The sequence below is a fragment of the Elioraea sp. Yellowstone genome (assembly GCF_006704265.1).
Classification (GTDB): Bacteria; Pseudomonadota; Alphaproteobacteria; order Acetobacterales; family Acetobacteraceae; genus Elioraea.
In genome coordinates, this window is sequence record NZ_VIKA01000035.1 from 1 (window position 1) to 21,486 (window position 21,486).

The window sequence follows — 21,486 nt, forward strand, 5'->3', positions numbered from 1 at the left end:
TCACCGTGCTGCTGCCCGAGGGCACGCTCTGGCGATGACCGCCGGGCACCTGCTGACCTCCTGGCTCGACCCGTCGCATCGCCGGCGCGCTCGCCGGCGGCAGGCTCGGCCGCTGGCTGACGATCGGCCTGGCGCTCGCCTCGCTCGCCGTCGGCGTGGCCACCTTCGGCGCGATCACCGGCTCCGGCGCGCTCGGCCTGCCGCCGGGCTCGATCATCGTGCTCGTGAACACCAACCTCGCGCTGCTGCTGGTGCTGGGCGCCGTGCTGGCCGTCAGGGTGGTGCGGGTCTGGGCCGAGCGGCGGCGCGGGCTTGCCGGCGCGCGGCTGCATGTGCGCCTGGTGCTGCTGTTCGGCCTGGTCGCGGTCACGCCGACCATCATCGTCACCGTCTTCTCGGCGGTGTTCTTCAATCGCGGCCTCGAGGCCTGGTTCAACGAGCGGGTGCGCACCGCGCTGGAGGAGAGCCTCTCCGCCAGCCAGGCCTATCTGCGCGAGCACGAACAGGCGCTGCGCGGCGAGGCGCTGGCCATGGCGACCGACCTCAACCGCGCCGCGCCGCTTCTGCTGACCCAGGGCCCGCTCGCCTTCCGCCTGCTGGTCGAGCGCCAGGCCGCGGTGCGCGGCCTGTCCGAGGCGGTGGTGTTCGACGGCACCTCGGGCCGGCTGGTCGCCTCGGGCGGGCTGATCACGCCGATGGCCGGCGAGGAGATGCCGGCCTGGGCGATCGCGTTCGCGCGCACGGGCGAGGTGGCGCTCCTGCCGACCGGCGAGTCGGGGCGCGTGCGGGCGTTGGTCGAGCTCGACCTGCCGGGCGACCTGTTCCTGCTGGTCGGCCGGCCGGTGGATGCGCAGGTGCTCGGCCACATGCTGCGCACCGAACAGGCGGTGGCGCAGTACCGCGAGCTCGAGCGCTCGCGGGAGGGGCTGCAGGTGACCTTCGCGCTCGTCTACGCCGTGGTCGCGCTGCTGATCCTGTTCGCTGCCGTGCTGATCGGCCTCGTCATCGCGGGCCAGCTCGCGCGTCCGATCTCGGGGCTCGTCTTCGCCGCCGAGCGCGCGCGCACGGGCGATCTCGGCGTGCGCGTGCCGGAGCGGCGCTCGAACGACGAGATCGGCGTGCTCGCGCGCGCCTTCAACCGCATGATCGGCCAGCTCGAGGCGAACCGCGCGGAGCTGATGGACGCCTATCGCCAGATCGACGAGCGGCGGCGCTTCTCGGAGAGCGTGCTCGCCGGGGTCTCGGCTGGCGTGATCGGCCTGGACGCCGAGGGGCGGATCGACCTGCCGAACCGCTCGGCGAGCGAGCTCCTGGGCATCGACCTGCTCGCCCGGCTCGGCTTCCGGCTCGGCGAGGTGGTGCCGGAATTCGCGCCGCTGCTCGATGCGGCGGCCCAGGACCCGGCGCGGCCGGTGCAGGGCGAGGTGAAGCTCGGCCCGCCCGCCAACCGCCGCACGCTGATCCTGCGGATCAGCGCCGAGGCCGCGGGCGGCGAGGTGCGCGGCTATGTCGTCACCTTCGACGATGTCACCGCGCTGGTCGCGGCGCAGCGCCAGGCCGCCTGGGCGGATGTCGCGCGCCGCATCGCTCACGAGATCAAGAATCCCCTCACGCCGATCCAGCTCTCGGCCGAGCGGCTGAGGCGCAAGTACCTCGCCGAGATCGCCTCGGATCCCGAGACGTTCCGGACCTGCACCGAGACCATCATCCGCCAGGTCGGGGATATCGGCCGCATGGTGGACGAGTTCTCGGCCTTCGCGCGCATGCCCCAGCCGGTGCTGCGGCCCGAGGATCCGGGCGAGATCATCCGCCAGGCGGTGTTCCTGCAGCGCAACGCCCATCCGGCGATCGCCTACGCGGTGGATCTGCCCGCGGATCCGCCGCGCGTCTCCTGCGACCGCCGCCTGATCGGCCAGGCGCTCACCAACCTGCTCGCCAACGCCGCCGACGCGGTCGCCGCCCGGCCCGGCGCCGGGTCGATCCGGGTCGCGCTCGAACAGGGGCAGGGCGAGATCCGCATCGTCGTCGAGGATGACGGAGTCGGGCTGCCGGCGGAGGGCCGCGAGACCCTGACCGAGCCCTACGTGACGCGGAAGACCAAGGGCACCGGGCTCGGCCTTGCGATCGTCAAGAAGATCATGGAAGACCATGCAGGCCGGCTCGTGCTCTCCGACCGGGCGGACGGCGTGCCCGGTGCCCGCGTGGTGCTGGTCCTGCCGGCCGCGGCCGCAGCGTCGCCGGCGATGAGCGAGATGCCCCGGATGGCCCATGGCGCATGACATCCTGATCGTCGACGACGAGCCCGACATCCGCATGCTGGTCACCGGCATCCTGCGCGACGAGGGCTACGAGACCCGCGAGGCCGCCGACTCCGAGCAGGCGATCGCCGCCTTCCGCGCGCGCCGGCCGAGCCTCGTCATCCTCGACGTCTGGCTGCAGGGCTCCAAGCTCGACGGGCTGCAGATCCTCGAGACCATGCATCGCGAGGAGCCGGTCGTCCCGGTGGTGATGATCTCGGGCCACGGCACGATCGAGACCGCGGTTCAGGCGATCCAGCAGGGCGCCTACGACTTCATCGAGAAGCCGTTCAAGGCCGACCGCCTGCTGCTGGTGGTGCGCCGCGCGATCGAGGCCGCGCAGCTCAAGCGCGAGAACAGCGAACTGCGCCTGCGCGCCGGCGCGGAGGCCGAGATGGTGGGCGCCTCGCAGGCGATCCGCGAGCTGCGCTCCGCGATCGAGAAGGTGGCCCCCACCGGCTCGCGCGTGCTGATCACCGGCCCGGCCGGCGCCGGCAAGGAGGTGGTGGCGCGCATGATCCACGCCCGCTCGCGCCGCAGCGAGGGGCCGTTCATGGTGCTGAACTGCGCCACGCTGAACCCGGGCAGGCTGGAGGACGAGCTGTTCGGCGTCGAGGCCGGGCCCGACCCGATGGTGCAGCCGCGCCGCGCCGGCACGCTCGAACACGCCCATGGCGGCACGCTGCTGCTCGACGAGGTCGCCGACATGCCGCTCGAGACCCAGGGCAAGATCGTGCGCGTGCTGCAGGACCAGTCCTTCGAGCGGATCGGCGGCGCGACGCGGGTGAAGGTGGATGTGCGGGTGATCGCCACCACCAACCGTGACCTCGCCGCCGAGATCGCCGCCGGCCGCTTCCGCGAGGATCTGTTCTACCGTCTCAACGTCGTGCCGCTGCGCGTGCCGGCGTTGCGCGAACGCCGCGACGACATCCCGCTGCTGGCGCGCCACTTCCTCGCCCGCTCCGCCGAGACCTCCGGCCTGCCGCTGCGCGACCTCGCCGAGGACGCGCTCGCGGTGCTGCAGGCCTATGACTGGCCGGGCAATGTGCGCCAGCTCCGCAACCTGATGGACTGGCTGCTGATCATGGCGCCGGGCGATGCCAAGGAGCCGATCCGCGCCGAGCACCTGCCGCCCGATATCGGCGCGGCAGCCCCCCCCGTGCTGCGCCCGGACCGTTCCGGCGAGATCATGGCGCTGCCGCTGCGCGAGGCGCGCGAGCTGTTCGAGAAGCAGTACCTGCTCGCCCAGCTCAACCGCTTCGGCGGCAATATCAGCCGCACCGCCAACTTCGTCGGCATGGAGCGCAGCGCGCTGCACCGCAAGCTCAAGAGCCTCGGCGTGAACGCCGAGGACCGCGTGGCCGCGAACGGCGCATGAACGTGAACGAGGCGGCGGGGGAGGGGGCCTCGGTCGGACGGGTGCGTGCAGCGCTTCGGGCGGCTGGCCACGCCGATACGATCTCGATGTTCCCGGCCGGCACGCGCACCTCGGAGGACGCCGCGCGCGCAGTCGGCTGCGCGGTCGCGCAGATCGCCAAGAGCCTGGTGTTCCGTGCCAAGGGCTCGGGCCGGCCGGTGCTCGTGATCGCCTCGGGGGCGAACCGGGTCGATCTCGCGAAGGTCGCGACCGAACTCGGCGCCCCGATCGAGCGCGCGGACGGCCGCTGGGTCCGCGAGACCACGGGCTTCGCGATCGGCGGGGTCGCCCCGGTCGGCCATGCCGTCGCGCCGGTGGTGCTGATCGACGCCGACCTGATGGCGCTCGACCGGATCTGGGCTGCGGCCGGCTCGCCCATGCACGTGTTCGAGACCACGCCCGCGGAGCTCGCACGCCTGACTGGCGGACGCGTCGTCGCGATCGCCGCGAGCTGACCCTCGAGCACTGGCGCGGCGAGCGCGACTGCGCTTCACTGCCGCCGCAGCCAGGAGCCTGACCATGTCCCGCATCGCCTATGTCAACGGCCGCTACGTCCCGCACCGCGAGGCAGCGGTGCATGTGGAGGATCGCGGCTACCAGTTCGCCGACGCGGTCTACGAGGTGGTGCACGTCCATGACGGCCGCTTCGTCGACGAGGAGCCGCATCTCGACCGCCTCGAGCGGTCCCTGCGCGAGATCCGCATCCCCATGCCGATGCCGCGCGCGGCCCTGCAACGTGTGCTGCGCGAGGTGGTGCGGCGCAACCGCATCGCCGAGGGCATCGTCTACTTCCAGATCAGCCGCGGTGTCGCACGGCGCGACCACGCCTTCCCGACCCGGCCGGTGCCGCCGGCGCTGGTCGTGACGGCGAAACGGCTGAAGCCCTTCCCGACGCGGATCGAGGGTTGGAAGGCCACGGCGATCACGCATCCCGACCAGCGCTGGGCGCGCTGCGACATCAAGACCGTGGGTCTCTTGCCGAACGTGCTTGCGCGCCAGGCGGCGGTCGAGAGGGGTGCGACCGAGGCGATCATGATCGCGCCCGACGGCACGGTGACCGAGGGTGCGTCCACGACGGTCTGGATCGTCGACGCCGAGGGGCGGCTGCGCACGCGCGATCTCGGCGGCAACATCCTGCCCGGCTGCACGCGCCAGGTGCTGATGGGTCTGATGCGCGAGGAGGGGATCGCCTTCCTCGAGGGCCCGTTCACCGAGGCGGAGCTCCGCTCCGCGCGCGAGGCGTTCATCACCTCGGCAAGCTCCTTCGTGAAGCCGATCCTGGCGATCGACGGCGTGCTGGTGGGCGACGGCACGCCCGGTCCGGTGACCCGGCGCCTGTTCGAGATCTTCGCCCGTCATGTGGGCGGGATGCGCAACGTCCCGCGCGCGGCGTGAACGCGACGCAGCCGGTCGCGCTCGTCTTCGACTGGGACAACACGCTGGTCGATGCCTGGCCGGGCATCGCCGGCGCGCTGAACGCGGCGCTCGCGGCCTTCGGCCAGCCCGCGTGGTCGCTCGCCGAGGTGCGCGGGCGCGTCCGCCGCAGCCTGCGCGACAGCTTCCCGGAGCTGTTCGGCGAGGCGTGGGAGCAGGCGCGCGACGTGTTCTACGGCGCGCTGGAGCGGAGCCATCTCCAGCACGTCACCCCCCTGCCGGGCGCGGCCGAGACGCTGCGGCAGGCGCGCGCGTGCGGCCTCGCGCTCGCGGTGGTGTCGAACAAGACCGGCCGCTATCTCCGCCGCGAGGCCGAGGCGCTGGGCTGGTCGGCGCATTTCGCGGCGCTGATCGGCGCGGGCGACGCCGAGGCCGACAAGCCCGACCCGGCGCCGATGCGCCGGGCGCTGGCGGCCCTCGGCGTCGCGCCCGGACCACAGGTCTGGTATGTCGGCGACACCGCGCTCGACATGCAGGCCGCGCGCAATGCAGGCGTGCTGCCCGTGCTGATCGGCGACGCCGCCCATGACGGCGGGCCGGAACGCGCGCTCCCGGCGCTGCACTTCGCCGGCCATGCCGACCTGCAGGCCCGTCTCGCCCGGCTTGTGTCCGACTGATCGGGTGCTATATGGCGTGCCGGGGCGTCGCGGAGACGAGTGCCGCGCCGGCATTTTCCCGGACTCAATGCGACCCGGAACGACAAGCAGAAGAAGGCTCTGGCCATGGCTGAGAAGTCGCAGAACGTGCAGGACGTGTTCCTGAACCACGTCCGCAAGAACAAGACGCCGGTGACGATCTTCCTCGTGAATGGCGTGAAGCTCCAGGGCATCATCACCTGGTTCGACAATTTCTCGGTTCTGCTGCGGCGCGACGGGCATACCCAGCTCGTCTACAAGCACGCGATCTCGACGGTCATGCCAGGCGCGCCGGTGGTGCTGTTCGACGCCGCCAAGGCCGCCGCCGAGGCGGCGGCGAAGGAGCCTGCCCCTGCGCAAGCGTCCTCGGCCGACTGAGGCGGCGCCCGCCCGACGTGCGCGCGGGGCCGGGGCGGCGGAGACGCCGCGCGACCCGGGCGCGGCCGCGGTCGTCCTGCCCTGGAGCGGCCGGTCCGGCACCGAGGACGACAGCGAGACGAGGCTGCGTCCCTTCGAGGCGCGGCTCGAGGAGGCGGTCGCGCTCGCCGCCTCGATCGGCCTTTCCGTGCGGTATCGTACCATCCTGCCGCTGCGCACGCGCCGCCCCGCAACCCTCCTGGGCGAGGGCCAGGTGGCGGAGATCGCGCAGCAGCTGACGCTGCACGGTATCGCGGTCGCGGTGGTGGATGCGCAGCTCTCGCCGGTGCAGCAGCGCAACCTCGAACGCGCCTGGGGCTGCAAGGTGATCGACCGCACCGGGCTGATCCTCGAGATCTTCGGCGCGCGCGCGCGCACGCGCGAAGGGGCGCTCCAGGTCGAGCTCGCGCATCTCGACTACCAGCGCACGCGGCTGGTGCGATCCTGGACGCATCTCGAGCGCCAGCGCGGCGGCTTCGGCTTCCTCGGCGGCCCCGGCGAGAGCCAGATCGAGCTCGACCGTCGCCTGATCGGCGAACGCATGGCGCGGATCCGGCGCGAGCTCGAGGAGGTGCGCCGCACGCGCGGCCTGCACCGCAGCGCGCGCCGGCGCGTCCCCTATCCGGTGGTGGCGCTCGTCGGCTACACCAATGCCGGCAAGTCGACGCTGTTCAACGCGCTCACCGGTGCGGGCGTGTACGCGCAGGACCAGCTCTTCGCCACGCTCGATCCGACCATGCGCGCGCTGAAGCTGCCTTCGGGCCGCACCGTGATCCTCTCCGACACGGTCGGCTTCATCAGCGACCTGCCGCATGAACTGGTCGAGGCGTTCCGGGCGACGCTCGAGGAGGTGGCGGAGGCCGACATCATCCTGCACGTGCGTGACGCGGCGCATCCAGAGAGCGCTGCGCAGCGCGCGGACGTGATCGCGGTGCTGGACGGGATGGTGCAGGGCGGCACGCTGGACGAGGCATGGCCCGAGCGCACCATCGAGGTGCTGAACAAGGCCGATCTGCTGGACGATGCCGCGCTCACGGGACTCGCCGGGCTCGGCGAGCGCGCCCTCCTCGTCTCGGCGCTCACCGGCGCGGGGCTGGATCGGCTGCGCTCGGCGCTCGATGCCAGGCTCTCCGCCGGGCTGCCGGTGCATCGCATCGCGCTCGCCCCGGCCGAGGGAGCTGCGCTCGCCTGGCTCTACGCCCATGGCGAGGTGCTGGACCGCCGCGACGGCGAGGACGCGATCCATCTCGCGGTGCGGCTCAGCCCGGAGGACCGCGCCCGGTTCGACAGCCGCCGCGCAGCCGCCGCCGGCAGGCGCGATTGACGCCGCGCCGTGCTGCTGCTGCGATGCGCCCGCCATCAGCGAGGAGTGCGTCGATGCCGTTCAAGCCGCTCGGAGACCGCGTGCTGGTCGAGCCCGCCCCTGCCGAGACCAAGACCAGGGGCGGGATCATCATCCCCGATACCGCCGGCGAGAAGCCGACACGCGGCAAGGTGATCGCCGTCGGCCCGGGCGCGCGCGCCGAGGACGGGAGGCTCATGCCGCTCGACGTGAAGAAGGGCGACATGGTGCTGTACGGCAAGTGGTCGGGCACCGAGGTCAAGATGGAGGGCAAGGACTACGTGATCCTGAAGGAGTCCGACATCCTCGGGGTGGAGGGCTGACCCCCCGCATCGGCGCGGCGCGCGCGGCCGAGGTCGCCGCGCTGATCGCCGCGGCCGCGGCGGCCGAGATCTGGCCGCGCTTCCGCAACCTCGCGGCCGGCGAGGTGCGCACCAAGACCGGTCCGCACGACGTGGTGACGGCCGCCGACGAGGCGGCCGAGCGTGCGATCGGCACGGCGCTCGCGCGCATGTTTCCGGGCGTGCCTGTGGTCGGCGAGGAGGCGGCCGCGGCCGATCCTGCACTGCTCGCGCGCGTCGGTGCGGCCGAGACGGTGTTCGTCTGCGATCCGGTGGACGGCACGGCCAACTTCGCCGCCGGCATGCCGCTGTTCGGCTCGATGCTGGCGCTGATCCGGCACGGCGAGCCGGTGGCGGCGTGGATCCACGATCCGGTGCTCAAGGACACGGCGATCGCGCTGCGCGGGGAGGGGGCCTGGGTGGAGGGCGCGGACGGATCGCGCCATGACCTGCGCGTGGCCGATCCGGTGCCGGTCGCGCGCATGGTCGGTGCGATCAGCCATCGCTACCTGCCGCCGGAGCTCGCCGCGCGCGTGCGTCCGCGCCTCGGCGCGCTCGGCGCCGGCTGGGAGCTCCGCTGCGCGGCGCACGAGTGGCGGCTCGGCGCGTCGGGCCGGCTGCACGCGCTGTTCTACTGGCGGCTCTATCCCTGGGACCATGCGCCCGGCGTGCTGCTGCACGCCGAGGCCGGCGGGTATGCGCGCCGTCTCGACGGGCAGCCCTACCACGCGGGCGTCCATGCGGGCGGGCTGCTCGCAGCCCCCGACCGCGCCGGCTGGGAGGCGCTGAGGGAGGCATTGTTCGGGGAGGGGGGCGGCCAGGGGTGACGGAGATCCGGATGGCGACGCCGACCCCGCCCGACCCGGACTACCGGGCGCGCGTGCGCGCGAGCTTCGCGCGCCAGCCCTTCATGACCCTGCTCGGCGCCTCGATCACCGCGCTCGGCCCAGGCACCTGCGAGATCATGCTGCCCTACCGGCGCGAGCTTACCCAGCAGCATGGATTCCTCCATGCCGGCGTGGTGGCCACACTGGCCGACAATGCCTGCGGCTACGCCGCCTTCACCCTGATGCCCGCGGACTCCTCGGTGCTGACGGTCGAGTTCAAGCTGAACCTGATGGCGCCGGCCGAGGGCGAGGCGCTGATCGCGCGCGGGCGCGTCCGCAAGGCCGGGCGCACGCTCACCGTGGTCGAGGCGGAGGTCTCCGCGCGACGTGATGGCGCGGAGCCCGTCGTCGCCGTCATGCTGGCGACCATCATGGGGCTGCACGGCCGCAGCGACGGGCCGAAGGAGGGGCGCGCATGAGGCGGCGTCGAGATGCGCCGCGCGCTGCCGGGCCGTACCATCACCTACCTGTTCACGGGCCGGGTGCCGCTCGGCCCGTCGCCTGTTCGGCGTCCAGTCCTGGGTCGCGCTGCGGCGCGAGACGGGGGAGCGCGCGCTCTACGTGCTGACCGGCGCGGCCGGGATCGCGGGCGCGCGCCACCCCGCCGTCCAGTTGCCGGTGTTCCGCACCGGCGACGCGATCCACCTCGCCGCCCGGAAGGCCGGCCGCTTCGCGCCCGTGCCGGACGAGAGGGGGGTCATCCCGGTGCCGGAGTGACGCGGGGCGGATCACGTCCGCGCATCCGCCGATGTTCCGGCCTGGTCGGAATCCGCGCAGCAAGGCCGAGCTGTGTGATCCGGCTCACACCGCGCCGCGTCAGCGCGTCGTCAACTCCGCCTCATGGAACAGATCGAGACCGGCGAACTCGCGTGGCGGCTTGCGATCGAGCAACGGTCCGGCATCGAGACGGCGGTGCTGGAGGGAACCGAGGTCTCCGGCGCACGACTGCGCATCATGGTGATGCCGCCCGGGGGGGAATCCGTGCTGCTCGAGGTCGAGGGCCTCGCCTGGCCGCTGGGCGAGGGGCAGAACCATGCGGTGGCCCTGCGCCTGCCGTCGGGGGCACGCTGGCCTGCGCATCTGCGGTTCGTCGGGGCGGAGACGATGCAGGTCACGGTGCCGCTGCACGGACAGCGGCTGCTGGCGGGGCTGCGTGCGGCGCGCTGGGTGCGGATCGAGCATCACGAGCACCTGCTGATGCTGACCCTGCCGCCGCGCAGCGCGGTGGACGCCTTGCAGGCCCTCGCGACCGGGTATCGGCCCGGCGGAGCGGCAGCGTCCCCGGTCGCGGCCTGCCCGGGCTGAACGGAGAGCGCGGGTCAGCGCGGCTCGGCCTGCTTGGCGCCGGTCCAGAGCGCCTCCATCTCCGCGAGCGTTGCATCGGCGGGTGATTTTCCTTCATGCGCAAGGGCTTGTTCGATGGCACGAAAGCGCCGTTCGAACTTCGCGTTGGCCTGGCGCAGGCAGGTCTCGGGGTCGAGGTCGAGCTTGCGCGCGAGATTCGCCAGCACGAACAGCATGTCGCCGAGCTCGTCCGCCAGTCGGTCGGAGGAGGCCCCGGCAGCGATCTCGTCCTGAAGCTCCTTCGTCTCCTCGGCGAGCTTGGCCAGCACGGCCTGCGGGTCCGGCCAGTCGAAGCCGACGCGGGCGGCGCGGCGGGTCAGCTTCAGCGCGCGGGTGAGTGCGGGCAGCGCGACCGGCACGCCGTCGAGCACGCCGGTCTCGGCGCGCGCGGCGCGTTCCTCGGCCTTCTGCGCCTCCCAGGCCCGGCTCTGGGCCTCGGCGTCCTCGCGGCTCTCGGTGCCGAAGACGTGCGGGTGGCGACGCACCATCTTGTCGGCGATCGCGCTGGCGATGGCCGTGAAGTCGAAGCGCCCGTCCTCGGCACCCATCTGCGCATAGTAGACGACCTGGAACAGGAGATCGCCGAGCTCGTCCTTGAGCGCGTCCCAGTCGCGGCGCGCGATCGCATCGGCGACCTCGTAGGCCTCCTCGATCGTGTAGGGCGCGATGGTGTCGAAGCTCTGCTCCCGGTCCCACGGGCAGCCGCGCACGGGGTCGCGCAGCGCCGCCATGACCGCGATCAGGCGCCGGATCGCCGCGCCGGGATCGGCGGCGGGCGGGGGGCACGGGTTCGGGTCGCGCATCAGAAAATCCGGTAAACTTGATTATGGAAAATCATGCCAGCGCCACCGGATGGTCGGCCAGCTCTAGCACCATGCCGTCATGTGCCGGCGCCACGCCCTGCGGCAGCCTGGCCGCGAGCGCGCGGTAGTCCAGCCGCTCGCTCATGTGCGTCAGCACGGCCCGGCGCGGCCGGAGACGCGCGATCCACTCCAGCACCAGCGGCAGATGCGCATGTGTCGGGTGGGGCGTCTCCTGGAAGCAGCCGACGAGCCAGGTGTCGATGCCGGCGAGCGCGGCGAAGGCCGTTTCGTCCAGCCGCACCGCGTCGGTCGAGTATGCGAAGGCGCCGAAGCGCAGGCCGAGGCTCGGCATGAAGCCGTGGTCCTGGGCGATCGGCAGGACGGTCACGCCGGCGGCGTCGAACGCGGTGCCCGCGACGATCTCCCTGGGCTCCAGCACGGGGCGGTAGAAGCCGTGCCCGTCGAGCGGCCGGAAGGCATAACCGAAACGCTGCCGCAGTTCCTCGAGCGTGGGCCGGTCGGCATAGAGCGGGATCGGCTGCCGCATCAGCCGGTTGACGTAGCGCAGATCGTCGAGCCCGTTCACGTGGTCGGCATGCGCGTGGGTGACGATCACCGCGTCGATCCGCCGCGCCCCTGCGGCGAGCAGTTGGGCGCGCAGGTCGGGGCTGGCATCGACCAGGATCGTCGCATCCCCGACCTCGACCAGGATCGAGCCGCGCAGGCGCCGGTTGCGCGGCTCGGCCGGGTCGCAGGCGCCCCAGAGCCCGCCGATCAGCGGCACCCCGCCCGACCCGCCGCAGCCGAGCACGGTGACGCGCATCAGGCGACCGCCGCCGGCAGGCGGAGCCGCGTGAACAGCCGGGCCGCATTGGCGGTGGTGAGCTCGGCGAGCGCGGCTTCGCCCATGCCGCGCACGGCGGCCAGCATGGCGGCCGTGTGCACCACCATCGCCGGCTCGCAGCGCTTCCCGCGATGGGGCTCGGGCGCGAGGAACGGGGCGTCGGTCTCGACCAGCAGCCGATCCGCCGGCAGGTCGCGCGCGAGCGCCCGCAGCTCCTCCGACCGCTTGAAGGTCAGGATCCCGGAGAAGCTCACCGCGCCGCCGAGCGCCACCCCGGTCTCGGCGAGCGCGCGGCCGGAGGAGAAGCAGTGCAGCACGAACGGGAAGGCCCCGCCCCGCGCGTGCTCGTCAGCCAGGATCGCGGCGATGTCGGCGTCGGCATCGCGCGCGTGGATCACCAGCGGCAGGCCGGTGATCCGCGCCGCGCGGATCTGGCGGCGGAACACCTCGGCGGCGACCTCGCGCGGGGCGCGGTCGTAGTGGTAGTCGAGCCCCGCCTCGCCGATCCCCACCACCTTGGGATGATCGGCGAGCGCCACGATCTCCTCGACCGCGGGAACCGCCGCCTCGGCCGCCTGGTGCGGATGGATGCCGACCGTGCACCAGACATCCGCGAAGCGCTCGGCGATGCGCTTCACCGTCGTGGCCTGGGCCAAGCGGGTGCCGATCGTGATCAGCGAACGCACGCCGGCCTCGGCCGCGCGCGCGACGACGCCCGGGATCTCCTCGTCGCGCCAGTGGTCGAGATGGCAGTGGGTGTCGATCAGCATCATGCCCCCTGCCCCTCCCGGTCCTCCACCTTGCGGAACAGCGGCTCCGGTGCGGGAAGGTCGTGGCCGCCCGGCAGCGGACGGGCGAGGGCGGCGAAGTCGCGATCGCGCGGATCGACGCCGAGCTGGTCGAGCAGGCGGGCCATCGTGCGCGGCATCACCGGCTGCAGCAGCACCGCGAGATGGCGCAGCGTCTCGGCGAGGGTCCAGAGCACGGTACCCATGCGCACCGGATCGTCCTTGCGCAGCTTCCACGGCGCCTGCCGGTCGATGTAGCCGTTCGCCTCGCGCACCACCTGCCAGGCGTGCTCGAGCGCGGCGTGGAACGCCTGCCGGCGCATCTCGGCCCGCATCAGCGGCAGGAGGCCCTTCGCCTGCGCCAGCAGCGCCTCGTCATCGCCGCTCAGCACATCCGGACTCGGCAGCCGGCCGCCGAGGTTGCGCGCGACGAAGCCGAGCGTGCGCTGGGCGAGATTGCCGAACTCGTTGGCGAGATCGACGTTCAGCCGCCGGATCATCGCCCGGCGCGAGAAGTCGCCGTCCGCGCCGAACGGGATCTCGCGCAGGAGGAAGAAGCGGAACGGGTCGAGCCCGAACTCGGCGATCACCGCATGCGGATCGACCACGTTGCCGAGCGACTTCGACATCTTCTGCCCCTCGACCGTCCACCAGCCATGGGCGAACACGCGCCGGGGCGGAGGCAGGCCCGCCGACATCAGGAAGGCCGGCCAGTAGACGGCATGGAAGCGCAGGATGTCCTTGCCGACCATGTGCAGGTCGGCCGGCCAGAACGTCCAGCGCGGATGCGTCTGGTCCGGGAAGCCGACGGCGGTGAGGTAGTTCGTCAGCGCGTCGAGCCAGACATACATCACGTGGCCGTCCGAGCCCGGCACCGGCACGCCCCAGGTGAAGGAGGTGCGACTGACCGAGAGGTCCTCGAGCCCGGACCTGACGAACGAGATCACCTCGTTCCTGCGGCTCTCGGGCGCGATGAAGTCGGGGTTCGCGGCATAGAAGTCGAGCAGCCGGCCCTGCCAGGCGGAGAGGCGGAAGAACCACGAGGGCTCCTTGACCCACTCCACCGGCGCGCCGGAGGGCGCGATGCGCGTGCCGTCGGGCAGCAATGTCGTTTCGCTTTCGCGATAGAACGCCTCGTCGCGCACCGCATACCAGCCGCCGTAGTCGCCGAGATAGAGATCGCCCGCCGCGTGGATGCGCCGCCAGAGCGCCTCGCAGGCGCGGTAGTGGCGCGGTTCGGTGGTGCGGATGAAGTCGTCGTGCGAGATGTCCATCGCCGCGGCGAGCGCACGGAAGTTCTCCGAGACCTTGTCGGTGAAGGGCTTGGGCGCGAGCCCCGCGGCCTGCGCCGCCTTGTCCACCTTCTGGCCGTGCTCGTCGGTGCCCGTGAGGAAGAACACCTCGTGGCCGTCGAGCCGCATGAAGCGGGCGAGGACGTCGCAGGCGAGCGTGGTGTAGGCGTGCCCGATATGCGGCACGTCGTTCACGTAGTAGATCGGCGTGGTGACGTAGGTGCGGGCGGCGTCGGCCATCGGTCCGGGCTCAGGGGATGTCGGGAACCGCGCCGGGCCGGAGCGCCGAGAGGGCGGAAAGCACGGCCTGCTTGCGGTCGAGCGTCAGCCCGGCGGTCATGCGCGCGAGCCGGCCGAGGTTCTCCCACACCGCTCCCCATTCTTCAAGCGGACGCAGCGCGGCGATCCGGTCGGCACCGCCCGTGGCGGCGGCACGCGCGCGCGCGGCCACCGCATCGCGCAGCAGCTCCATGAACAGCGCGAACTCCTCCTCCGCGCCGGGTCGGCCGAGGCTGTCGGCGAGCGCGTGCGCGGCGACCGGATCGACCTCCGGCAGCCGGTCGATCACCTCCTGGAGCGCCCGCTTGAGCGCCGAGGCCCCCTCCCCCGCCAGCGTCAGCGCCCGGCCGACCGAGCCGCGCGCGATCGCCGCCGCCGCCCGCCGTTCGGCCGGCGGGACGTCGGGCGCCAGCGTGTCGAGCAGGGCCGCCACCTCGCCTTCGGCGAGCGGGCGCAGCGTCAACCGCCGGCAGCGGCTGCGGATGGTCGGCAGGAGCCGCCCCGGCGCGTGCGCCACCAGCAGCAGAAGCGCGCGCGGCGGCGGCTCCTCGAGGATCTTCAGGAGCGCGTTGGCCGCCTCGCGGTTGAGGTCATCGGCCGGATCGACGATCGCGACGCGCCAGTCCGACTCCGCCGGCGTGAGGCGCAGGAAGGAGGCGAGCGTGCGCACGTCGTCGACCACGATCTCGGTGCGCATCCGGCCCGTCTTCGCGTTCTCGTTCCGCTCCAACACGGCGAGGTCGGGATGGCTGCCGATCGCGACCTTGCGGAAGGCGGGATGCGACGGCGGCAGCGCGAGCGAGGCGTCGGTCCCGGGGCCGCCCGCGAGCACCCAGCGGGCGATGCGGAAGGCAAGCGTCGCCTTGCCGATCCCCGCCGGCCCGCCGATCAGCCAGGCATGGTGCAGCCGCCCGCCCCGCCACGCGGCGTGGAAGGCGGCAAGCGCCGCGTCATGGCCGACCAGCCGCTCGGCATGGCGCGGCCCGGGCTCGATGGGCTCGGCGGGCGGTGGCGCCTTGGCCATTCACGCCGCGTCCTCGAGGTCGAGCCGCAGCCGCCCGCTCACCGCCGCGGCGATCGCCGCCCAGACGGCATCGGGCGGGCGCGCGGCGTCGATCACCACGCAGCGGCCCGGCTCCTCGCGCGCGATCGTGAGGAAGCCCTCGCGCACGCGGGCATGAAAGGCGGCGTCGAACCGCTCGTAGCGGTTGGTCGCGCGGCGCCCGGCGGCCCGCGCGAGACCGGTCTCGACCGGCAGGTCGAGGATCAGCGTCAGATCGGGTGCAAAGCGGCCGAGCGATGCCGCATGGATCGTCCGGATCGTCTCCCGGGCAACCCCCTGGCCGAAGCCCTGGTAGGCCATGGTGCTGTCGGCGAAGCGGTCGCTCAGCACGGCCGCGCCGCGCTCGAGCGCCGGCCGCACCAGCCGCGCGACGTGCTGGGCACGCGCGGCGTAGTGCAGCAGCGTCTCGGCGACTGGGTCCCAGCGCCCGGGCGCGCCGCCGACGAGGAGGGCGCGCACCGCCTCGGCCTCCTCCGTGCCGCCGGGCTCGCGCGTCGCCACCACCTCGCGCCCCGTCCGCCGCAGCGCCGCGGCCAGCCGCGCGAGCTGGGTCGACTTTCCCGTCCCCTCGCCCCCCTCGATCGTGATGAAGACCCCGCGCGTCATGGCGGGAGACTAGCCTGCCCTCAGGACCCCAGCACCAGCGTCCGCACGCCGCCGAGGATGCGCGGCAGGAAGCCCAGCATCGGCACGTCCATGCCCGCATAGAGCGGGACCGACATCGCCGGCACGCCCTGGCCCGACATCTCCAGCCGGCCGAGCTCGGTCCCGCGCATGACCGGCGCCTTCACCGGCGCGACATAGCGCACCACGATCTGCGCGCTCCGCCGCCACTGCCGCGGCACGGTCACCACGAGGTCGCGGCCCGCGACCAGCGGCACGGTCGGCCGCGCGCCGAGATGCACCGGCACCTCCTCCACGGTCTCCGCAGCCCCGAACAGGCGCACGTTCTCGAACTCGGCGAAGGCCCAACGCATCAGCCGTTCGGCCTCCTCCGCGCGCGCGCGCATCGAGGGCAGTCCGTTCACCACCAGGATCACGCGCCGGCCGTTCTGCACCGCCGAGGCGGTGAGCCCGAAGCCGCTCTCCTCGGTGTGGCCGGTCTTCAGCCCGTCCGCGCCGACATTGCGGTAGAGCAGCGGATTGCGGTTCTCCTGGGTGATGTTGTTGTATCGGAATGACTTCTCCGCGTAGTAGCGGTAGTGGTCGGGGAAGTCGTGGATCAGCCGCGCCGCGAGCAGCGCGAGGTCGCGGGCCGTCATGCGATGCTCGGGATGGGGCCAGCCGGTCGAGTTGCGGAAGGTGCTGCCGGTCAGCCCGATCGCGCGGCCGCGCTCGTTCAGGAGTTCCGCGAACTGCTCCTCGCTGCCGCTGATCGCCTCGGCCAGCACGATGCAGGCATCGTTGCCCGACTGCACGATCACGCCGCGCAGCAGGTCCTCCACCTTCACCGTGGTGTTCACCTCGACGAACATCTTCGACCCGCCCATGCGCCAGGCGCGCTCGCTCACCGGCAGTTCCTGGTCGAGCCGGAGCCGGCCCGCGCGCAGGAGCTCGAACACCACATAGGCGGTCATCAGCTTGCTCATCGAGGCGGGCGGCATCGCCACATCCGCCTCCTTCTCGAGCAGCACAGCGCCGGTGGCGTAGTCGACGATCAGGGCATGGCGCGCCAGCGTGTCGATCGGCCCGAGCGGCGTGGTCGCAGGGGTGGAGGGTGGCGGGGCGGGACGCTCGCGCGCCGGCTGGCGCTGGGGGCTGCGCTGCGCCGCGGCCGGCAGCGCCAGGAGCGCGCCGGCACTGCCGAGGAGCAGGCGCCGCGTGGTCGCAGTCCGATCCATCCCCCCTCCTTCCCGCGCCGCTCAGCCTGCCACCAGGTCGGACAGCAGCCCGACCGCGAGCACGTAGTAGATGCTGTTGTTGTAGCGCCGGATCGCCTGCGCGTTGCGATGGATCGCGAAGGCCTGGCCATCCGCGCCGTCGGGTGCGGCGATCGCGGTCGGGATCTGCGACTCGCCGAGCGGCCTGCCGTCCGCCCGCCGCACCCCCATCGCGCCCCAGGCCGCCATCGGCCGCATCGTGCGCCCATCCGCAAGCCCGATATCGAAGCCCGGCGGCAGCCGCACCTCAGCGCCCCAGGGTTCTCCCGGCCGCCAGTTCGCGCGGGCGAGGTAGTTGCCGATCGAGCCCAGCGCATCCGCCCGACTGTCCCAGATGTCGCGCCTGCCGTCGCCGTCGAAGTCGACCGCGTAGGCGAGGAAGGAACCCGGCATGAACTGCGGCTGGCCCATCGCGCCGGCCCAGGAGCCGGTCATGCGTGAGAGCGCGATGTGGCCCTGGTCGAGGATGCGCAGCGCATTCAGGAGCTCGCCCCGGAAGAACGCCGCCCGCCGTCCGTCATGTGCCAGCGTGGCGAGCGCCTGGATCACCGGGAACCCGCCGGTGGTGGTGCCGTAGTTGGTCTCGACGCCCCAGATCGCGGTGACCGCGCGCGCGGAGACGCCGAAGCGCTCCTCCACCGCGGCGAGCAGGGCGCGGTTCTCGGCGAAGGCGGCCCGGCCGTTGCCGATGCGGGGCTCGGCGACCACGCGGTCCCGGTACTGCGCCCAGGTCAGCCGGGTCTCGGGCTGGCGCCGGTCGAGCTCGATGACGCGCGGGATCGGCGCGATCCCGCTCAGCGCGCGCTGCACCGTCGCCGCGCTGATGCCCTGGCGCCGGGCTTCCGCACGCAGTTCCACAAGCCAGGTCTCGAAGGGTACTGCGGCCCGGGCCGGCCATGCCGCCGCGGCAGCGGCCGCGCCCAGGAGGAGACGTCGGGTCGGTCGAGTCGTGTGCACGCACCCTCTCTGCCACCGCTGCGCGACCGGCTCAACGATCCCGAGCCCGGGCCCACGTGCCACGTGCCCGCGGCCGCGTCCTGGCAGCCCTGGTGATCCGCAGGGGACCCCCCTAGACTGCCGGCCCAATGCCACGATGCGGATGGGGAGGAACGCCATGGCCGCAGTGACGACGACGCTCTCCGCCTGGGTCGCCGGCACGACAGCGTCTGCCCTGCCGGAGGCCGTGCTGCGGCGCGCGGCGGCGCTCACGCTCGACTTGGTCGGCAACATGATCCGTGCCCGCCACGACGCGGAGAGCACGCCCGCGCTGATCGCCGCCGTGCGCGCGCTCGGCCTCTGCGGCGGCGACGCGACCGTGTTCGGCGATGCGATGCGCTACACCCCGGCCGGGGCGGCGCTGCTGAACGGCGCGCTCGCCCACAGCCTCGACTTCGACGACACCCACGCCGCCGGCAGCCTGCATCCCGGCGCGCCGGTGATCCCGGCCGCGCTCGCCGCCGCCGAGATCACGGGCGCCTCGGGTGCCGACACGCTCGCCGCGATCGTCGCCGGCTACGAGGTGACGTGCCGGATCGCCCTCGCCCTGCCTGCCGGCGACCACTACGACCGCGGCTTCCACCCGACCGCGACCTGCGGCGCCTTCGGCGCGGCCGCCGCTGCCGGCCGCGTGTTCGGGCTCGACGCGGGCACGATCGCCGACGCCTTCGGCATCGCGCTGAGCCAGGCCGCCGGCAGCCTGCAGTTCCTCGCCAACGGCGCCTGGACCAAGCGGTTCCAGGTCGGCTGGTCGGCGATGTCGGGCCTCGCCGCGGCGATGCTCGCGCGCGAGGGGTTCCGCGGCGCGGCCGAGGCGATCGAGGGGCGGCACGGCTTCCTGCGCGCCTATGCCCCCTCGCCCGCCCCCGCGCGCGTGCTCGACCGGCTCGGCGAGGTGTTCGAGACCATGAACACCGCCGTGAAGCCCTATCCCTCCTGCCGCTACGGCCACGCCGCGATCGATGCGGCGATCGCGCTCCGGGCCGAACATGGGCTGACGCCCGAGACGATCGAGGCGGTCACGGTCGGGCTGCCGGCGAAAGGGATGCTGCTGATCGGCGCGCCGCACGAGAAGAAGGTGGAGCCGAAGAACGTGGTGGACGGGCAGTTCAGCGGGCCCTTCGTGGTCGCCGTCGCGCTCGCCACCGGGCAGATGGGCTGGGACAGCTACCGGCTGCTCGACGATCCGGCCGTGCGCGCGCTCGCGCGCAAGGTGCGCTGCGTCCAGGACCCCGAGATCGAGGCCGAGTTCCCCGCCAACATGGCGGGCAAGGTGACGGTGCGGACCAGGGCGGGCGAGGTCGCGCGCAAGGTCGTGGTGCCGAAGGGCGAGCCGGACAACTTCCTGACCGACCAGGAGCTTGCCGCGAAGTTCCACGGCCTGGTCGACCGCGTGATGGGGGCGGAGCGGGCCGCGGCGCTCGCCGCCGCCGTGCTCGGGCTCGCCTCCGCCCCGGACATCGCCGGGCTGATGCGGCTCGCCGCCCCGGTGCCGGCGATGCGGCTCGCGGGCGAGTAGCGCAGCGCCCCGCACGCGCTCCCCGGCCGCGCGGGGGCGGATCCCCGGCGGCCGGGGATCAGAGCCCCCTGCCCATCAGGGCGTCGGGCAGCCAGGTGGCGAGCTCCGGCACGAGGCAGAGCAGCACCATGAAGCCGATCATCAGCAGGACGAAGGGCAGCGAGCCCCAGAGGATCTCCGCCAGCGGCACCTGCGGCGCCACGCCGCGCAGCACGTAGAGGTTGAGCCCCACGGGCGGCGTGATCAGCCCGATCTCCAGGTTGATCGTGAGCAGGATGCCGAACCAGATCAGGTCGAACCCGTTCGCCTCCAGCACCGGCTGCAGGATCGGCATCAGCATCAGGATGATCGCCACCGGCGGCAGGAAGCAGCCGGCGAACAGCAGCAGCACCTGGATCGCCGCCAGCAGCACCCAGCGGTTCATCGCCATCGACACGAGCGCATCCGCGACCGTCTGGCTGACGTAGAGCAGGCTCATCATGTAGCTGAACAGCGCGGCCGCGCCGATGATCATCATGATCATCGTGCTCTCGCGCACGGTGTCGCGATAGATCGCCCAGAGGTCGCGCGGCTTCCAGGCACGATAGATCAGCAGCACCAGCATCAGCGCGAGGAACGCCGCGATCGCCGCGACCTCCGACGGGGTTGCGAGGCCGCCATACATGAACACCGCCACCGCGGCGATGATCAGCAGGAAGGGCAGGACGCGCACGAGCCCGTCCATCTTCTGCGCGAGCGTGTAGCGCTCCTCGGGCTGCGCCCTCGCGCGCAGGTCGCGGATCGAGGCCGCCCAGGCATAGAGCGCGAACAGCGTCGTCAGCAGCACGCCCGGCACGACGCCGGCGAGGAACAGCCGCCCGATCGAGGTCTCGGTGGCGATGCCGTAGAGGATCAGCGTCACCGAGGGTGGAATGAGGATGCCGAGCGTGCCGCCCGCGCAGATCGCCCCGGTCGCAAGCCGCGGCGAGACGCCGCGCTTGATCATCTCGGGCACGCCGATCTTGCCGATCGCCGCGGCGGTCGCCGGCGAGGAGCCGCAGATCGCCGAGAACAGGCCGCAGGCGTAGATGTTGGCGATCACGAGCCCGCCCGGCAGCCGGGCGAGCCAGCGGTGCAGGCTCTCGAAGATGTCGGCCCCGGCCCGGCTCACACCGACCGAGGCGCCAAGCAGGATGAACAGCGGGATGGTGAGCAGCGCGAAGGAGGAGAGCTCGCCCATCATGGTGATCGCAAGCGTGGCGAGCGCCCCCTCGCCGCCGAACAGGGCGAGGAAGACGATCGAGACGAGCGCCAGCCCCCAGGCGATCGGCAGGCCCGAGAACAGCACGGCGAGGGTCGCGACGAGGATCAGCGCACCGATCTGCAGCTCGCTCACGCGCCTTCCTCCGCGGCGATCAGGCGCCAGACCTCGGCGCAGTACTGCAGCGCGGTCAGCACCAGCCCCACCGGCATGGTGAGGTAGAGCGGCCAGCGCTGCGGCTTCCACATGCTCTCCGAGGTCTCGCCCGTGACCCAGGCCTCGTGGAACAGGTTCCAGCCGTGCCAGGCGAGGTAGAGGCAGACGCCGCAGCCGATCGCCGCGAGCGCCAGCGAGACGCGACGGCGGTGGCGCGCGGACAGCACCACGTCGAGCAGGTCGACATTCACGTGGCCGCGCGTCTTCAGCGTGTAGGGCGAGGCGAGGAAGATCGCCGCCACCATCAGATAGACCGCGAACTCGATCTCCCAGAAGGCGGAGGCGCCGAAGGCCCGGTTCACCACCATGTAGGAGACGACGAGCACGGCGATGGTCAGCATCACCGCGGCGGCGAGCGCGCCGGCGACGGCGAGTGCGTCGATCGCGCGCACCCAGAGGGGCGCCTGGGGCGGTATCGGCGCGTCCGGCGCCTGGTGCGGGACGGGACTCAT

The 21,486-nt window shown here is 72.8% G+C and carries 23 protein-coding genes; 13 read left to right on the forward strand and 10 right to left on the reverse strand.

Annotated features, from left to right (window positions below; all coding sequences use genetic code 11):
- The first annotated feature begins 122 nt into the window (after positions 1-122).
- The 12 genes from FK498_RS07375 (at position 123) to FK498_RS07430 (ending at position 10,075) form a co-directional block, all read left to right on the forward strand.
- Positions 123-2,279 (forward strand): PAS domain-containing sensor histidine kinase, encoded by a 2,157-nt coding sequence (locus FK498_RS07375; RefSeq protein WP_255581479.1) that lies wholly within the window; start codon positions 123-125, stop codon positions 2,277-2,279.
- Complete coding sequence (locus tag FK498_RS07380; protein WP_141853100.1) at positions 2,269-3,675, forward strand: sigma-54 dependent transcriptional regulator; 1,407 nt, start codon at positions 2,269-2,271, stop codon at positions 3,673-3,675. Before FK498_RS07375 ends, FK498_RS07380 begins: the two co-directional genes overlap by 11 nt.
- The gene (locus tag FK498_RS07385; RefSeq protein ID WP_202614780.1) at positions 3,672-4,169 is read left to right on the forward strand and encodes a YbaK/EbsC family protein; all 498 of its coding nucleotides are present in this window, start codon (positions 3,672-3,674) and stop codon (positions 4,167-4,169) included. The genes FK498_RS07380 and FK498_RS07385 overlap by 4 nt, the downstream gene beginning before the upstream one ends.
- Positions 4,170-4,233: 64 nt before the next feature.
- The gene (locus FK498_RS07390) at positions 4,234-5,109 is read left to right on the forward strand and encodes a D-amino-acid transaminase (RefSeq protein WP_141853102.1); all 876 of its coding nucleotides are present in this window, start codon (positions 4,234-4,236) and stop codon (positions 5,107-5,109) included.
- The gene (locus tag FK498_RS07395; RefSeq protein WP_141853104.1) at positions 5,106-5,765 is read left to right on the forward strand and encodes an HAD family hydrolase; all 660 of its coding nucleotides are present in this window, start codon (positions 5,106-5,108) and stop codon (positions 5,763-5,765) included. Before FK498_RS07390 ends, FK498_RS07395 begins: the two co-directional genes overlap by 4 nt.
- Before the next feature lie 105 nt (positions 5,766-5,870).
- Positions 5,871-6,161: an RNA chaperone Hfq gene (gene hfq / locus FK498_RS07400; protein WP_141853106.1), complete on the forward strand. Its 291-nt coding sequence runs from the start codon at positions 5,871-5,873 to the stop codon at positions 6,159-6,161.
- A gap of 76 nt (positions 6,162-6,237) precedes the next feature.
- Positions 6,238-7,524, forward strand: a complete 1,287-nt coding sequence (hflX, locus tag FK498_RS07405) for a GTPase HflX (RefSeq protein WP_202614783.1) — start codon at positions 6,238-6,240, stop codon at positions 7,522-7,524.
- 53 nt (positions 7,525-7,577) lie between these two features.
- Complete coding sequence (gene groES / locus FK498_RS07410) at positions 7,578-7,865, forward strand: co-chaperone GroES (RefSeq protein WP_141853110.1); 288 nt, start codon at positions 7,578-7,580, stop codon at positions 7,863-7,865.
- 41 nt (positions 7,866-7,906) lie between these two features.
- On the forward strand, positions 7,907-8,710 hold the full coding sequence (locus FK498_RS07415) for an inositol monophosphatase (protein WP_370510884.1): 804 nt from the start codon (positions 7,907-7,909) through the stop codon (positions 8,708-8,710).
- 11 nt (positions 8,711-8,721) lie between these two features.
- Complete coding sequence (locus FK498_RS07420; protein WP_141853112.1) at positions 8,722-9,189, forward strand: PaaI family thioesterase; 468 nt, start codon at positions 8,722-8,724, stop codon at positions 9,187-9,189.
- Between the two features lie 142 nt (positions 9,190-9,331).
- Positions 9,332-9,487, forward strand: a complete 156-nt coding sequence (locus tag FK498_RS07425; RefSeq protein WP_202614781.1) for a hypothetical protein — start codon at positions 9,332-9,334, stop codon at positions 9,485-9,487.
- Between the two features lie 123 nt (positions 9,488-9,610).
- The gene (locus tag FK498_RS07430; RefSeq protein WP_141853114.1) at positions 9,611-10,075 is read left to right on the forward strand and encodes a hypothetical protein; all 465 of its coding nucleotides are present in this window, start codon (positions 9,611-9,613) and stop codon (positions 10,073-10,075) included.
- A 14-nt stretch (positions 10,076-10,089) separates the two neighbouring features.
- On the opposite strand, the gene mazG is transcribed toward FK498_RS07430, so the two are convergent.
- From mazG to FK498_RS07470, 8 genes are read right to left on the reverse strand one after another with little or no spacing between them, the layout of a single operon-like run.
- Complete coding sequence (mazG, locus tag FK498_RS07435) at positions 10,090-10,917, reverse strand: nucleoside triphosphate pyrophosphohydrolase (protein WP_141853116.1); 828 nt, start codon at positions 10,915-10,917, stop codon at positions 10,090-10,092.
- 31 nt (positions 10,918-10,948) lie between these two features.
- Positions 10,949-11,740: an MBL fold metallo-hydrolase gene (locus FK498_RS07440; RefSeq protein ID WP_141853118.1), complete on the reverse strand. Its 792-nt coding sequence runs from the start codon at positions 11,738-11,740 to the stop codon at positions 10,949-10,951.
- Complete coding sequence (locus tag FK498_RS07445) at positions 11,740-12,531, reverse strand: TatD family hydrolase (RefSeq protein WP_141853162.1); 792 nt, start codon at positions 12,529-12,531, stop codon at positions 11,740-11,742. The genes FK498_RS07440 and FK498_RS07445 overlap by 1 nt, the downstream gene beginning before the upstream one ends.
- Positions 12,531-14,081, reverse strand: a complete 1,551-nt coding sequence (gene metG, locus FK498_RS07450) for a methionine--tRNA ligase (RefSeq protein ID WP_141853120.1) — start codon at positions 14,079-14,081, stop codon at positions 12,531-12,533. The genes FK498_RS07445 and metG overlap by 1 nt, the downstream gene beginning before the upstream one ends.
- A gap of 10 nt (positions 14,082-14,091) precedes the next feature.
- Complete coding sequence (locus tag FK498_RS07455; protein WP_141853123.1) at positions 14,092-15,144, reverse strand: DNA polymerase III subunit delta'; 1,053 nt, start codon at positions 15,142-15,144, stop codon at positions 14,092-14,094.
- The gene (tmk, locus tag FK498_RS07460; RefSeq protein ID WP_141853125.1) at positions 15,145-15,789 is read right to left on the reverse strand and encodes a dTMP kinase; all 645 of its coding nucleotides are present in this window, start codon (positions 15,787-15,789) and stop codon (positions 15,145-15,147) included. It abuts the gene before it with no gap.
- 20 nt (positions 15,790-15,809) lie between these two features.
- The gene (locus FK498_RS07465; RefSeq protein ID WP_141853127.1) at positions 15,810-17,024 is read right to left on the reverse strand and encodes a D-alanyl-D-alanine carboxypeptidase family protein; all 1,215 of its coding nucleotides are present in this window, start codon (positions 17,022-17,024) and stop codon (positions 15,810-15,812) included.
- Positions 17,025-17,045: 21 nt separating this feature from the next.
- Positions 17,046-18,020, reverse strand: a complete 975-nt coding sequence (locus tag FK498_RS07470; protein WP_141853139.1) for a lytic transglycosylase domain-containing protein — start codon at positions 18,018-18,020, stop codon at positions 17,046-17,048.
- 157 nt (positions 18,021-18,177) lie between these two features.
- Between FK498_RS07470 and FK498_RS07475 the strand changes: the two genes are divergently transcribed.
- Positions 18,178-19,578: an MmgE/PrpD family protein gene (locus FK498_RS07475; protein ID WP_141853141.1), complete on the forward strand. Its 1,401-nt coding sequence runs from the start codon at positions 18,178-18,180 to the stop codon at positions 19,576-19,578.
- A gap of 58 nt (positions 19,579-19,636) precedes the next feature.
- Here the strand turns inward: FK498_RS07475 and FK498_RS07480 are convergent, their stop codons facing one another.
- Entirely contained in the window at positions 19,637-20,953 is a 1,317-nt protein-coding gene (locus FK498_RS07480; protein ID WP_141853143.1) for a TRAP transporter large permease, read from the reverse strand.
- Positions 20,950-21,426, reverse strand: a complete 477-nt coding sequence (locus FK498_RS07485; protein ID WP_161988344.1) for a TRAP transporter small permease subunit — start codon at positions 21,424-21,426, stop codon at positions 20,950-20,952. The genes FK498_RS07480 and FK498_RS07485 overlap by 4 nt, the downstream gene beginning before the upstream one ends.
- Positions 21,427-21,486 lie beyond the last annotated feature (60 nt).

Bases quoted from the DNA above. Each gene is read 5' to 3' on its own strand.
- FK498_RS07440 (WP_141853118.1), bottom strand. From the start codon at position 11,740: ATGCGCGTCACCGTGCTCGGCTGCGGCGGGTCGGGCGGGGTGCCGCTG.
- FK498_RS07430 (WP_141853114.1), top strand. From the start codon at position 9,611: ATGGAACAGATCGAGACCGGCGAACTCGCGTGGCGGCTTGCGATCGAG.
- FK498_RS07420 (WP_141853112.1), top strand. From the start codon at position 8,722: ATGGCGACGCCGACCCCGCCCGACCCGGACTACCGGGCGCGCGTGCGC.
- FK498_RS07390 (WP_141853102.1), top strand. From the start codon at position 4,234: ATGTCCCGCATCGCCTATGTCAACGGCCGCTACGTCCCGCACCGCGAG.
- FK498_RS07380 (WP_141853100.1), top strand. From the start codon at position 2,269: ATGGCGCATGACATCCTGATCGTCGACGACGAGCCCGACATCCGCATG.
- FK498_RS07455 (WP_141853123.1), bottom strand. From the start codon at position 15,144: ATGGCCAAGGCGCCACCGCCCGCCGAGCCCATCGAGCCCGGGCCGCGC.
- FK498_RS07475 (WP_141853141.1), top strand. From the start codon at position 18,178: ATGGCCGCAGTGACGACGACGCTCTCCGCCTGGGTCGCCGGCACGACA.
- FK498_RS07445 (WP_141853162.1), bottom strand. From the start codon at position 12,531: ATGCTGATCGACACCCACTGCCATCTCGACCACTGGCGCGACGAGGAG.
- tmk (WP_141853125.1), bottom strand. From the start codon at position 15,789: ATGACGCGCGGGGTCTTCATCACGATCGAGGGGGGCGAGGGGACGGGA.
- metG (WP_141853120.1), bottom strand. From the start codon at position 14,081: ATGGCCGACGCCGCCCGCACCTACGTCACCACGCCGATCTACTACGTG.
- hfq (WP_141853106.1), top strand. From the start codon at position 5,871: ATGGCTGAGAAGTCGCAGAACGTGCAGGACGTGTTCCTGAACCACGTC.
- groES (WP_141853110.1), top strand. From the start codon at position 7,578: ATGCCGTTCAAGCCGCTCGGAGACCGCGTGCTGGTCGAGCCCGCCCCT.
- mazG (WP_141853116.1), bottom strand. From the start codon at position 10,917: ATGCGCGACCCGAACCCGTGCCCCCCGCCCGCCGCCGATCCCGGCGCG.
- FK498_RS07465 (WP_141853127.1), bottom strand. From the start codon at position 17,024: ATGGATCGGACTGCGACCACGCGGCGCCTGCTCCTCGGCAGTGCCGGC.
- FK498_RS07385 (WP_202614780.1), top strand. From the start codon at position 3,672: ATGAACGTGAACGAGGCGGCGGGGGAGGGGGCCTCGGTCGGACGGGTG.